Origin of the sequence: Nocardia sp. NPDC050406, from assembly GCF_044459025.1 — a bacterium.
Taxonomy (GTDB): Bacteria; Actinomycetota; Actinomycetes; order Mycobacteriales; family Mycobacteriaceae; genus Nocardia.
This window is the reverse complement of sequence record NZ_JBITIM010000002.1, coordinates 1,100,812-1,115,944: the sequence shown is the minus strand read 5'-3', so window position 1 is coordinate 1,115,944 and position 15,133 is coordinate 1,100,812. Positions and strand designations below refer to the sequence as shown.

Annotated in this window: 1 protein-coding gene (cut by a window edge); it reads right to left on the bottom strand. The window is 69.3% G+C overall.

The genetic code is table 11. The features are described from left to right. Positions 1–15,133: the 5' portion of a non-ribosomal peptide synthase/polyketide synthase gene (locus ACIBH2_RS18350; RefSeq protein WP_397118822.1), read on the bottom strand. 13,061 nt of this gene lie to the left of the window's left edge; 15,133 of the gene's 28,194 nt are visible here — the first part of the coding sequence; the start codon lies at positions 15,131–15,133; its stop codon lies off the left edge, out of view.

The window sequence follows — 15,133 nt, the reverse complement described above, 5'->3', positions numbered from 1 at the left end:
GGCCGAAGCCCTTGCCCCACTGGACCATCCAGTGCGCCACCGGCAGCAACGGCATATCGCCGACGCCACCGCCGGGCAGCTCCGCCAGCGCGGCGGTGTCGCCCTCGACCGCGCGGGCGACGGCGGCGAGGCGGGCGGCGGTGCGCTGCTCGAACACGTCCTTCGGGCCGAAGGCGATGCCGCGGGCGCGCGCCTTGGCCACGACCTGGATGGAGACGATGGAATCGCCGCCGAGGGCGAAGAAGTCGTCCTCGGCTCCGACCCGATCGTGACCGAGCACCTCGGCGAAGACGTCGACGATGAGCTGTTCGGCGGCCGTGGCCGGTGCCCGGAACTCGCGGGGCGCGAAGACCGGTTCCGGCAGCGCCCGGCGATCGACCTTGCCGCTGGTGGTGAGCGGTAGGTCGGCGAGCACCGTCACCACTTCGGGCACCATGTAGCCGGGCAGCCGACGGCCGACCGACTCGCGGACCGCCGCCGGATCCACGGCGGCGCCCGCCACCACATAGGCCACCAGTCGGGCACCGCCCGCCTCGGGTGTGTGCACGACCACCACGGCCTGTTCGATCTCCGGCATCTGCGTCAGCGCGGCCTCGACCTCGCCCAGTTCGAGGCGCTGACCGCGCACCTTCACCTGGAAGTCGGTGCGGCCCATGTACACCAGATGCGCCGCGCCCGAACGTGGTTCGACGGCCCAGCGCACCAGGTCGCCGGTGCGATACAGCCGCTCCCCCGGCCGACCGTACGGATCGGCCACGAATCGCGCGGCCGTCAGCCCCGCGCGTCCGCGATACCCCCGGGCCACACCGGGTCCCGAGAGATACAGCTCACCCACCGCACCGACCGGCACCGGCCGCAACCACGAATCCAGCACCACCGCGTCGATGCCGGGGATGCCCGAACCGAGGGTGATCTGCGCACCGGCCCGAAGTTCGGGGCTCAGCGCCGCGATGATCGTGGTCTCGGTGGGGCCGTAACCATTGAACAGACGGCGGGCACCGGCGGTGTCGGTGCGTGACCAGCGGGCCACCAGCCGCGACGAGAAGTGTTCGCCGCCAACGATCATCACCCGTAGCGCGTCCAGCGGTGCGGGATCCAACGACAGTGCTACGGAGGGCGTGAGGAATACGTGGGTGATGCGCTGCGCGCGCATCAGGTCGGTCAGCGGTTCGCCGCCGTAGACCTCGTCGGGGGCGACCACCAGGGCGGCTCCGGTGGGGACGGCGAGCAGGATCTCGTATATCGCGGCGTCGAAAGTGCGTGCGGCGACCGCGAGTACCCGCGAATCGGTGTCGATCGCGTAGGAGCTGGTCTGCGCCGCGGCGACCGCGTGCAGTCCCGCGTGGGTGACCTCGACTCCCTTCGGGCGTCCGGTGGAGCCGGAGGTGTACACGATGTACGCGGTGGTGGATGACCGCAGCGGCACACGACGTTCGGCATCGGTCACCGGCGTCGGCGGGCATCGGTCGATGCGGTCCGACTCCGCCGGATCGTCGAGGACCAGCCACGAAATGCCCTGCGGCAGTGCGCTCACCCGGCCTGATGTGGTCATACCGAGCCGCACACCGGAGTCGGCGCAGGCGAACTCGTTGCGCTCCAGCGGATGTCCCGGGTCCAGGGAGAGGAATCCGGCACCGGTCTTGGTGATCGCCCACACCGACAGCACCCACTCCAGTGACCGGGGCAGACCGATGGCGACCACGGTCTCTGGACCGACGCCGCGGTCGATCAGGTAGTGCGCCAAACGATTCGAACGCTCATCCAGGTCGCGGTAGCTCAGTCGACGGTCCGCGTCCACCACCGCGTCACCGTGCGGATTCGCGGCCACGGCGGCTGCCAGCAGCACCGGCAATGTCACGTCCGCGGTAGCGGTGGGGAGGTCGACGACCGGAGTTCCGTTGCGACCCCACTGTTCGACCAGTAGGTGTCGTTCCGGAGCGGACAGAATCTCGATATCGCGCACCGGGAGGGTGGGGTCGGCGATCATCGCCCGCAACACCCGCCCGAGCCGTTGGTCGAGTTCCGCGATGGTCGCGGCCTCGAAAAGGTCTGTGGCGTAACTGATGTCAACCGGAATCGCCCCGTGCTCGTCCGGGGTGTCGGGCAGGGTCAGGGTCAGGTCGAAGCGCTCGATACCCGTTTCCGCGCCGGAGGCGGTGATATCGACGCCGGGCAGCGCGATATCGGCGGCGTCGAGATTGTGGAAGGCCAGCATGACCTGGAAGAGCGGATGATGGGCCTGGCTGCGCGGCGGGTCCAGGGCCTCGACCACCTGGTCGAACGGAACCTCCGCGTGCGCGAACGCATCCAGGTCGGTGGCCCGGACAGCGGCCAACAGATCCGCCACCGAACCGGATTCCTCGACCCGGGTGCGCAGGACGAGGGTGTTGACGAACATGCCGACGAGGCCGTCCAGCTCGGCGGCTCCACGCCCCGAAACCGGTGTTCCGACAGCGATATCGGCGCTGCCCGACAGGCGGGAGAGCACCACGGCGAGGGCCGCGTGGAAGACCATGAACACCGTCGTGCCGTGCGTGCGGGAGAGGTCGTACACTCCGGCGACGACCTCGGGCGTCACGACGAAGCGGTGGACAGCGCCTCGATGCGACGCCACCGCGGGGCGGGGGTGATCGGTGGGCAGTTCCAGCACTTCGGGCAGGTCGGCGAGTTGAGCGGTCCAGTATGCGAGCTGCCGCGACAGCAGCGAATCCGGATCGCTGGCCGAACCCAGCAGCTCACGCTGCCACAGCGCGTAGTCCGCGTACTGCACCGGCAGCGGAGCCCAATCCGGTTGCCGCCCCGCGCACCTCGCGGCGTAGGCGGTCGCCAGGTCGCGCGCCAGCGGGGCCATGGAGAAGCCGTCCGCGCCGATATGGTGCACCACCCACACCAGGACGTGGTCACCGGAGTCGACCGAGAGCAGCCGCACCCGCATCGGAACCCGCTGTGCCACATCGAATCCCACCGATACGACGGCGGTGACGAACTCCGCGACCTGGGGCTCGGTCACCGGTCGCGGCGTCATGTCCACATCCACCGCCGCGCCCAGATCCTCGACCGGGACCACGGTTTGGCAGGGGATGCCGTCCACGTCGGGATACCTGGTGCGCAGGACTTCGTGGCGGCGCAGGACGTCCCATACCGCCGCCGACAGTGCGGCCACATCCAATCCGCCGGACAGGCGCAATACCATCGGGATGCTGTAGGCGGCCGACTCCGGAGAGAACCGGTTGACGAACCACATGCGCTGCTGTGCGAAGGACAGCGGCACTCGGTCGGGTCGAGTACGGGCGGTCAGGTGCGGAAGACGCTCCGCCGCAGCAGAATCGGCCGCACGCGCGGTCAGCGCCGCCGCCAGGCCCTCCACGGTCGATGCGGTGAACACGTCACGCACACCCACCGAGATGCCCAGCCCGTCGCCCAGCCGTGCCGACAATCGGGTCGCCGAGAGCGAATTTCCGCCGAGTGCGAAGAAGTCGTCGTCGAGGCCGACGCGTTCGACACCGAGAATCTCGGCGAATACCGCCGCCACCAGTTGTTCGGTGGCGGTCGCGGGCGCGCGGTAGGGCGCGCGGGTGGATTCGGGCACCGGTAGCGCCGACTTGTCGAGCTTGCCGTTCACCGTGACCGGAAGTCGGTCGAGTAACAGCACATCCGGGACCATGAAGCCGGGTAGCCTGTGCCCCAACGCTTCTCGGACGGCCGCGCGGTCGAGAACCTGTCCGCGCGCGGCGACGACATAGGCCACGAGGCGTGCGTCACGCCCGGTCGAATGCACGATGACGACGGCCTGTTCGATACCCGCCAGCGCGGTGAGAGCCGCCTCGACCTCGCCGAGCTCCACTCGCTGGCCACGTATCTTCACCTGGAAGTCGACGCGGCCCACATAGGCCAAACAACCCGCGCCCGAACTCGATTCATCTACCAGTCGGACCAGGTCACCCGTGCGATACAGACGCTCCCCGGGCGCACCATAGGGATCGGCCACGAAACGTGCGGCGGTCAAACCCGGTCGGCCACGATAGCCACGCGCCACACCCGGGCCCGCGACGTACAACTCTCCCACCGCACCGGGCAGAACCGGGCGCAGCCACGAATCGAGCACCAGGGTCGACGTGACGCCAATGGCCGAACCCATCGTAATCGGTTCGCCCGCCAGCAGTTCCGGGCTCGCGGTGACCCAGATGGTCGCCTCGGCCGGTCCGTAGAGATTGTGAACGCGACGCCGACCGGCGGCATCGGTCCGCGACCAGCGCGATACCAGGGCGGGCGGGCATGCCTCGCCCGCTGCCGTGAGAATCTCCAGATCGTCGAGTCCGGCGGGCTCCACGGTGGCGGCGACGGTCGGAGTGATCACCGCGTGGCTGATGCGTTCGGCGCGCAGGAGATCGGTAAGCGCTTGCCCGCCGTAGACCTCCGGCGGGGCCACCACGAGTGTCGCGGCACCGGATACGGCGAACAGCAGCTCGAAGATCGCTGCGTCGAATGTCCGTGCGGCTACGCTCAATACCCGCGATTCCGGTGTCACCCCATAGCGTTGCCGCTGTTCGTCGCATACCCCCGCCAGACCGGCGTGGGTGACTTCGACGCCCTTGGGACGCCCCGTGGAACCCGAGGTGTAGACGACGTACGCGGTACTGGCCGGATGCAGCGGCGCACACCGATCGGCGTCCGCTATCGGCGTCGCGGGGCACCGCCCAATCTCCGCCGCCACGGCGGGATCATCGACGACCAGCCACGACATCGCTTCGCGCGGTAGCGCGGTCGCGTATCCGGTCGTCGTGATTCCGTCCAGCACACCGGAATCCGCGCACATGAACCGATTGCGGTCCAGCGGGTGGCCGGGGTCGAGTGACAGGAATCCGGCTCCGGACTTGGCGACGGCCCACACGGCCAGCACCCAGTCCAGGGACCGCGGCAGCCCGATCGCGACCACGGCCTCAGGACCGATGCCGCGCCCGATCAGGTACCGCGCCAATCGATTCGAGTGTTCGTCCAGCTCGCGGTAGGTGTACCGCCGTGCCCCATCCACGACGGCAAGACCCTCGGGGCAGCCGCGCACCGCGGCGGCCAACAGTTCCGGCAGAGTCGCGAGATCGGCGGCGACACCGTCGTGCCCGCGCGGTCGCACGCGTTCGGCGGGAGACGGCACGTCGATAGCGCGCACCCTCGCCCCCGGTTCCCGGACGAGATCACGCAGAACCCGTTGCAGCCGTTCGGCGAAGGCGGTGATGTCGTCCTCGCCGAACACCTCGGGCAGATACTGCAAGCGGATGCGCAGCGCGTCCTGCACGGTGAAGCTGCATGTCAGCGGGTAGTGCGTGGAGTCGGTCGCGTCGACACCGCTGATCTCGAGCGCACCGCGCGCGGTGAGCCGCCGAATGGCCTGGGCGTCCAGGGGATAGGACTCGACCACCATGACGGTGTCGAACAGCGCATCGGCGCCCGTCAGCTCGTGGATATCGGTGAGACCCAGGTGTTGGTGCTCGAGCAGCGCGGCCTGTTCGCCGTGAATACGCGTCCACAGCTCCGCGACCGTCTCGGTCGGCCGCAGCCGGACCCGTGTCGGAATGGTGTTGATGAACAGGCCGACAGCGCGGTCCGCGCCGGGCAGGTCGGCGGGGCGGCCGGAGACCGTAGCCCCGAACACCACATCGTCGCGGCCGCATATCCTCGCGACCAGCAGTGCCCACGCCGACTGGAGGACGGTATTCACCGTCACGCCCGCGGTCGCCGCCGCCGCGGCCAGTGCGCGGGTCTCCGCCTCGTCGAACGCGATCGTCCGTTCGGCCACCACACCGGACGTGGTTGCCGCGGGGCCCGCGACCAGGGTCGGTTCGACACCGTCCAGCGCCTCGGCCCACACGGCCCGCGCCGATTCACGATCGCGAGTCGCCAACCACGACAGGAACTCTCGGTACGAATCCGTCGCGGCGGGCTCGATGCCCGTGTAGGCGGCGAACAGTTCGCCGACGACCAGCGGCAGCGACCAGCCGTCGAGGACTACGTGGTGATTGGTCAGCACCACCGCCCACTGGTCGACCGCGAGTTCGACCACCACGAACCGCACCAGCGGCGCGACCGCCGGGTCGAAGCGCCGCATCTTCTCGGCGGCGGCGACGGCGGTCAAGCGCGCTTCGCCGCCCGCACCGAGCAGATCCGTCAGATCGATGACCCGCCAAGGTAGTTCGACCCGCTCCGAGACGACGCCGACGCGTGTGCCGGACACCGTCGTGGTGTAGGCGGTGCGCAGGATCCGGTGGCGGTCGACCAGCGTGTTCGCGGCCGCGTGGAGGCGGTCCACATCGAGCCTGCCGGACAGCCGCAGCACGATCTGCGCGGTGTAGAGATCGACGCCGGTCTCGGAAAGGTCGGCGTGGAACAGCAATCCGGCTTGCAGGGGTGTCACCGGCCAGATATCGCGCAGGGTCGGGTACCGCTGTTCCAGTGCGGTGATCTCGGATTGGGTCAGGCGCACCAGATCGAAGTCCGACGGTGAATGGCCGCCCACGCCAGGGGTTTCCGCGTGCGCCGCGAGGCTGATCAGCTGTTGTGACCACAACCGCGCGAGCTCGGTCATGTCCGCGCGACTCAGCAGGGTACTCGGGAATCGGATACCGGCTCGCAGCCGATCGTCGATCACGAGCGCGTTCACATCGACCGCCAGGGTCACCGGCATATCCGGGTCCGGGGTGGAGTGCAGTTCGCCCAGGCCGCCGTCGAGGCCGTCCGCGCCGGTGATACGGCCGAGGTAGTTGAAGCCGAGGCCGCCGGGCATGCGGTCGGGCAGCTGTGACGCGGTCTCGGCATTGAGGTACCGCAGCAGGCCGTAGCCGATGCCCTTGTCCGGAATCGATCGCAAACGCTCTTTGACCGACCGGATTATGTCGGCGTCGCCAGTATCGAAGCGCACCGGGAACATGGCGGTGAACCAGCCGACCGTGCGCGACAGCTCCGCGCCCTCGACGACCTGTTCCTCGCGTCCGTGGCCCTCCATGCGCACCAGCACCGACGGCTCGTCGACCCCGCGTCGCGAACGCCAGATCCGCACCGCCAGCAGCAGTCCCGCGAGCACGACGTCCTCGGCGGTGCTGTGGAAGACCTCCGGCACCCGCGTCAGCAGGGCCCGCGTCACCGCGGCGGGCACCTCCATCCGCACCCGGTCGAGCGCGTCGGCCGTATCCACCGCCGGATCGAGTTCGCGTCCGCCCCACAGCGGGTCCGCACCGGTGACCATGCGCTGCCACAGCTCGAGTTCCCGCACGCGCTCGGGCTCGGTGGCCGCCGCGACCAAGCCGCGCGCCCACCGCAGCATCGACGTGCCCACCGGTGCGAGCACCGGTGTCTCGCCGATGCGTATCCGCTCCAAGGCCGACAACAGGTCCGGCACCACGATTCGCCACGACACACCGTCGATGACCAAGTGGTGCGCGACCACCAGAAGCCAGCCCGGCGAACCGTTTTCGGGATCGAGCCAGACGAACCGCACCATGGCTCCGGCCGTCGGATCCAGCCGTCGCAGGGCCGAATCCAGTTCCGCCCCGGCGATCTCGGCAACCGTGCGCGGCTCCCTCTCGCCGACCTCGAGGACCCGCCGGTGCACCAACGCGGCCGCATCGACGGTGCCGTGCGGTGCCACCGCCAACGACCATTCCCCGGAATCGTTGTGCCGCAACCGGGAACGCAATACATCGTGCCGATCCAGCACCGCACCGACGGCGGTGCGCAGGCCCGCCTCGTCCACCCCCGACGGCAGCCGTAGCGCCACATGCTGGTCGAACCGCCGGAAACCCTTGCCCCACTCGACCATCCACCGCGCCACCGGCAGCAGCGGCATCTCCCCCACGCCGTCGTCGACGGACTGTGCGGGAGCCTCCGATGTGGTGCGGGCGATGACCGCCAGCCGTGCGGCGGTGCGCTGTTCGAAGACGTCCTTCGGCCCGAACACCACCCCGCGGGCGCGCGCCTTGGCGACGACCTGGATCGAGACGATCGAATCGCCGCCCAGCACGAAGAAGTCGTCGTCGACCCCGATGCCGTCGATACCGAGTACCTCGGCGAAGACCGCCGCGATGATCTCCTCGACGGCGCTCGCGGGCGCGCGGAACGGCCGTGCGGCGACGACAGGTTCCGGCAGCGCTCGACGGTCCACCTTTCCGCTGCTGGTCAAGGGCATTGCGGCGAGCACCGTCACCACATCGGGCACCATGTAGCCGGGCAGGCGGCCGCTCACCGACTCGCGCACGCTCGCCGGGTCCAGTACGCCGCCGGGGGCGGGCACCACGTAGGCCGCCAAACACGCACCGGCACCTGCACCGGAGGTGTGTACGACCGCGACGGCCTGATCGACACCGTCCACGTCGGCCAGCGCGGATTCCACTTCGCCCAATTCGAGACGCTGGCCACGCACCTTGACCTGGAAGTCGGCGCGGCCGACGTACGCCAAAGTCGCTGTGTCCGCGCCTGATTCGCTGGCGGGCACCCACCGCACGAGGTCGCCCGTGCGGTACAGGCGCTCGCCGGGCTTCCCGTACGGATGGGCGACGAAGCGCGCGGCGGTCAATCCGGCGCGGCCCCGATACCCCCGCGCCACACCGGGTCCCGACACATACAGCTCGCCCACCACGCCAGCGGGCACCGGCCGCAACCACGAATCCAGGACGGCCACCGTCATTCCAGTGACCGGAGCCCCGATGCCGAGCACGCGGTCCGGTGCCAATTCCGCACCGGTCACCCAGATGCTCGCCTCGGCCGGGCCGTACAGGTTGTGCACGGTGCGCCGATGCGTGCTGTCGGTTCCCGACCAGCGCGCGACCACCCCCGGCCCGCACCGGTCACCACCCGTCAGGACGACCCGCAGGTCATCGAGGCCGTCGGCGTCGAGCGACAGGGCCACCGACGGCGTCAGGAACGCGTGGGTGACGCGCCGCGTATGCAACAGTTCCCACAGCGGCTGCCCGCCGTAGGCGTCCTCGGCGGCGAGCACCAGCGTCGCGCCGCCGGATATCGCCAGCAGCAATTCCAGTACGGCCGCGTCGAATGTCCGCGCGGCGACGCCCAATACCCGCGAATCCGCGTCGACGGCTGTCCGCTGCTCGTGGTCGGCCACCAGACCCGCCAACCCGGTATGGGTGACCTCCACGCCCTTCGGCCGACCGGTCGAGCCCGACGTGTAGACGACATAGGCGGGAGTCAGTGGATGCCGATCGGCAACGTCGACCGGCGTCGGCGGACACTCCGCGATCCGCGCGGCGACACTCGGATCGTCGACCACCAGCCAGGACATGCCCTCTCGCGGCAGCGTTTCCTGGCACCGGCCGGTCGTAATTCCCAGCGAGACAGCGGAATCGGCGCAGACGAATCGATTGTGCTCGAGGGGGTGTCCGGGATCCAGCGACAGGAACGCGGCACCGGTCTTGGCGATCGCCCACACCGACAGCACCCACTCCAGCGAGCGCGGGGCGCCGATCGCGACCACCGACTCCGGTCCCGCACCGTGACCGATCAGCCAGTGCGCCAACCGGTTCGACCGCTCATCCAGGTCGCGGTAGGTGATGCGCCGCTCCCCGTCCACCACCGCAGCGCCGTCCGGGTTGCTCGCCACCGCCGCGGCCAGCAGCTCCGGCAGCGTCGCCGGGCGCACCGCTCGGTCGCCACGACCCCACTCCTCCAGCAGGATCCGCCGTTCCACGGTCGACAGCACATCGATCTCCCGCACCGGCAGGGTGGGGTCCGCGACCACGGCACCCAACACCAGCAGCAGGCGCTGCGCGAACGCCGCGATGGTGCTCGCCTCGAAAAGGTCGGTGGCGTAGCCGATCTCGACCGGAACCGCGCCACGCTCATCGGGAGCGTCGGTAAGGGTCAAGGTCAGATCGAAGCGCTCGATACCGGTCTCCGCGCCCGATCCAGTCACCTCCAGCTCCGGGAAGTCGAAGCGGACCTCGTCGAGATTGTGGAAGGCCAGCATGACCTGGAACAGCGGGTGATGGGCTTGGCTGCGCGGCGGATCGAGAGCCTCCACCACCTGTTCGAACGGAATCTCCGCGTGCGCGAAAGCATCCAGATCCACGCCGCGCACCTGCGCCAGCAGCTCGGTGAACGGCACCGCTTCGTCCACCCGCGTGCGCAGCACCAGCGTATTGACGAACATGCCGACGAGATCGTCCAAGTCGGCCGCGCCACGACCCGAAACCGGTGATCCGACGGCGATATCGCCGCTGCCGGACAGTCGCGACAGCACCACCGACAGGGCCGCGTGGAAGATCATGAACACCGTCACCCCGGCGGAGTGCGCGAGCCCGCGCAACCCGGTGACGACCTCCGGCTCCACCGCGAAGTGGTATTTCGCCCCGCGATGCGAGGCCACCGCCGGGCGCGGCCGATCGGTGGGCAGTTCCACCAGCTCGGGGAGATCCCGCAACTGTCCGGTCCAGTACCGAAGTTGCCGCGCCAGCATCGAATCCGGATCGCTGGCCGAACCCAACAGCTCGCGTTGCCACAGCGCGTAGTCCGCGTACTGCACCGGCAGCGGCGTCCAGTCCGGCTGCCGCCCAGCGCATCTCGCGGCGTACGCGGCGGCCAGGTCGCGGGCGAGAGGCGCCATCGAGAACCCGTCCGCGGCGATGTGGTGCACCACCCACACCAGGACGAACTCCTCGGGGCCCACCGCCAGCAGGCGCACCCGCATCGGAACCTCCCGCGCCACATCGAAGCCCACCGACACCACGTCGTCCACCGCGGCCGCCGATTCGGATGCCGCCACCGGCAGCGGGGTCAGGTCCAGCGCGGTGTCCAGGTCCTCGACCGGTAGCACCACCTGGTAGGGGACGCCGTCCACGTCGGGGTATATGGTGCGCAGCACCTCGTGGCGCGCGAGCACATCCCGCACCGCCGCCGACAAGGCCGCCGTCTCCACCCGGCCCGACAGGCGCAGCAGCATGGGAATGCTGTACGCCACCGACTCCGGCGCGAAACGGTTCACGAACCACATGCGCTGTTGGGCATACGACAGCGGAATCCGTTCTGGCCGTTCGCGCCGCGTCAGTCGCGGACCCTCGTCCGCGCCACCGACTTCCGCGCGCGCCACACGGTCGGCGAGCAGCTCCGCCAGCGCCCCCACCGCCGATGCCTCGAAGATATCGCGCACCCCCACCGCCACACCCGCTCCGTCGGAGAGGCGCGCCGACAAGCGCGTCGCCGACAGCGAATTGCCGCCCAGGGCGAAGAAGTCGTCGTCGAGGCCCACCCGCTCGGTGCCCAGCACCTCCGCGAACACCCCCGCCACCACCTCTTGCAGCGCGGTGGCCGGTGCCCGATACGACGCGCGCGCCAGTACCGGCTCGGGCAGGGCCGCCTTGTCCACCTTGCCGTTCACCGTCAACGGCAGCCGGTCCAGCACCATCACCACATCGGGCACCATGTAGCCGGGGAGGCGTTCGCCCAGACGCTGGCGCATCAGCGCGCCGAGCGCGGTCGGGGAACTCCACTTCTGGTGCGGTTCCAGCACATCGACCTGCTCGCCGGGGTTCGCGCCGGTATCGATGCCGTGGCGCACCGCGTAGACGATGTGCAGATCGGTGCCGGTGACATTCGGCGAGATCCGGGAGGCGACCTCGAAGTCCTTCTCGCACAACAGCTTGTCGATGAGGGCGAGCCGGTCGTCGATATCGTGCACCTCGATCACCAAGCGGTCGATGAGCGGCCAGTGCCGTGGCTCGATACCGCGCAGCGCGTCGAGTTCGCTGCCCTCCACATCGATCTTGAGTAGATCGATATGGCTGATGCCGTACTCGTCGACAATGCCGGAGAGGCTGCGAATGGGGACGTCGACGCGTTCGAACTCCAGCCGGTCGGCGATCAGCTGATCGACGTAGCGATCCCCCAGATCGCGGCTCTCGGCCTGGAATTCGTTGTGCAGGTAGGACTCCAGGATGTCGCGCTGCACACGGCTGTCCGCGCCGCGGCCCGACAGCACCGACATCTCCGGGTAGTAGGTGAAGGTGTCGGTCGCCGACTCCGCGCCGATGGCGTAGGGCACCAGCGTGGCGTTCAGGCCGTGCAGCGCCGAATTTGCCTCGTACATGCGGCGTAGCTCGGGCATCGGCTCGACCGCGTAGATCGTCAGCCCGGGTGATTTCGTCTTGGCGTAGATCGAGAACATGCCGACGTGCGCTCCGATGTCGACGACACAGCCCGTGCGCGGGATGGTCAGACCGCAGGCACAGTATTCGGCGCGTTCGAAGATCTCCTCGTAGAGGAAGGTGATATTCGATTTGTTGCGACCGACCACCGGCATACCGTTCGGCAGCTCGTGCAGTTCGGTGGCGGCGATCGTGCCGTCTCGCTGCGCTTGCAGACACCGCATTGCCACGGGCGCGGCGTGCGCATCCGGAACCATATAGGCGACAAGCTGTTCCGAGGTCGCGGCGTCGGCGGTGGCGGTGCGCGTGGTGACCACCGCCTGCGCCACCGTGTCCTCGGCCGCCAGCACGGCTTCGATCTCACCGAGTTCGATGCGGTAACCGCGAATCTTGACCTGTTCGTCGGCGCGGCCGACGTACTCGAGGGTTCCGGCGGCGGTCCAGCGCACCACATCGCCGCTGCGATACAGCCGCCCGCCGTCACGGGCGAAGGGGTCGGCGACGAACCGGGCCGCGGTCAACCCCGCCCGCTCGTGGTACCCGCGGCCCACTTGACCGCCCGCGACGTACAACTCCCCGGCGACGCCCACCGGCACCGGCCGCAACCACGAATCGAGCACGTACGCACGGAGATTGGCCAGCGGCACACCGATGGGGCTGGTGCCCGGGTCGCCGCGCCAATGTTCCTCGGCGAGAACCTGTTCGGTCACGTGCACGGTGGTTTCGGTGATGCCGTACATGTTCACCAGTACCGGCGCGTCCGGGCGCTGGAGCAGCGGCCAGCGGCGCACGCGCACCGGATCGAGCGCCTCGCCACCGAAGATCACCATGCGCAGCGCTGGCGCGTCTTCCGCACGGCTACAGCGTGATTCGACGAGGGCGTAGAAGGCCGACGGTGTCTGGTTGAGGATGGTGACGCCGTGCGCGACGACGAGCTGCCACAGGTCGGCGGGTGAGTACGCCACCTCCCTCGGCACCACGACCACCCGACCGCCGTGCAGCAACGCACCCCAGATCTCCCAGACCGAGAAGTCGAAGGCCTGCGAGTGACACCACGCCCAGACATCCGTCGGCGCGAACTCACACCAGGGCTGGGTGGCCGCGAACAGCGATACGGCGTTGGCGTGGGTGATCGCCACGCCCTTGGGCTTGCCGGTGGTGCCGGAGGTGTAGATGAAGTACGCCGCATTGTCCGGGCGTACGCGGGGCGGCTGGAAGTCGTTGTCGACGTGCGGTATCCGATCGATGTGCAGCGTCGTGACGTCCAGCCCCGCGAAGAGATCGGCGGTGCTCTCGTCGATGAGGACGATCCGAGGATCGGCATCGCCGAGAATGTAGGCCAGTCGATCCGCTGGCGACGTCGGGTCCAGGGGCAGGTAGGCGGCACCGGATTCGAGTACCCCGAGCAATGCCACGATGAGTGATGCCCCGCGTGGAAGCGCGACCGCGACAATGCTTTCCGGCCCTGCGCCGTTAGCGGCCAGCGCCTGCGCCAGCTGCCCGGCCCGAGCCTCGAGTTCGGCGTAGGTGAGCCGCTCGGTGTCCGACACCACGGCCACCGCGTTTGGGGTTCGCGCCGCCTGCGCCTGGAACATCCGCGCGAGCGTGCCGAGATCGACCGGCGCGGCGGTGTCGTTCCACCGCTCCAACAGCAGATTTCGTTCCTCGGGCGCGACCAGGTCGATACTGCGCACCGGCGTCGCGGCATCGGCGGCGAGGGCTCGGAGGAAGCCGTGGAAGAAGCCGAGGAACCGGTGATGGTGACCCGTGAGCTCGTCGCGCGTATAGAGATTCGGATTGGCCACGAAGTCCACCCGGGTGGCTTCCGCACCGGCGCCGGAGTAGAAGCTCACCGACAGATCCGAGACCAGTCCGGGCGTCAAGACCTGCAACTGGCCGACGATCGAGCCGAGGACGATCTTCGTATCGAACATCATCAGATCCACGTAGGGACCGAAGACCTGCGATTGCGGTGTCAGCCGGTCGGTGTCGCGGAACATGTCCTCCTGGCGGTAGCGCTGCCGACGCAGCGCCTCCACCAGTTGCCGCTGCGCGCCCGCCACCAGATTCCCCACGGTGTCACCGGGATTCGTGGTGACGCGGAATGGCACGGTATTGGCCAGCATGCCGCCCGACCGCCGGGCCGCCGTGGTGACGCGGGCCGAGACCGGCAGGCTGAGCACGATATCGGCGCTGTCGGTCATGCGCCCGAGGAACAAGCCGAAAGCCGCCAGAATCAGCGCCGCCGGGGTAACCGCGTGCGCCTTGACCGCGGCGTCGAGCAGCGCACCGGTCTCGGCGGGCAGCAGGCCGCTCACCGACAGCGGGTGCGCGTCGGCCGGGCCGCTCTGCGCGGCGAGACTGACCGGTGCGGGCAAGCCCGCCAGACACTGCCGCCAGAACTGCCGGTCGGCCTCGAAACGCTCGGAGGCCCGGTAGGTTTCGTCCTCGGCGACCAGTTCGGCCAGACCGTGAATGCGCGCGGTCGCGGGCTCCCGTCCCTCCACCGCGGCGGTGTACACCTCGCCGATCCGGGTCAGCAGGGTCATCGCGGCGACCCCGTCCATGGCGATGTGGTGGGCGCGCAGGTACCAGAACCAGCGGTGCTCGGCCACCCGCAGCACCGCGGTGGTGATCAGCCGGTCCCGATAGAGGTCGACCGGCGCACTGTATTCCGCGCGCATCCAGTCGTGGGCCGCGGCGACCGGGTCCGCGGCCGACCGCAGATCCAGACAGCGAATGGACTCACCCAGGGGACGGTCCACCACCTGCAGCGGTGCGCCGTCACCCTCGACCAGCCGTAGCCGTCCGGCTTCGAACTCCCCCGCCACCCGCCAGAACGACCGCGCCAGCAGCTCCACATCAAGGTCGCCGGGCAGATCCAGCAACAGCGAATTGGTCACCGGGGTCGAGCCCGCCAACTGCTGTGCGTACCAAATGCCTTGCTGTGCGGCCGATAACGGAAAGGGAAGAGAACGCGCGCCGGTCAA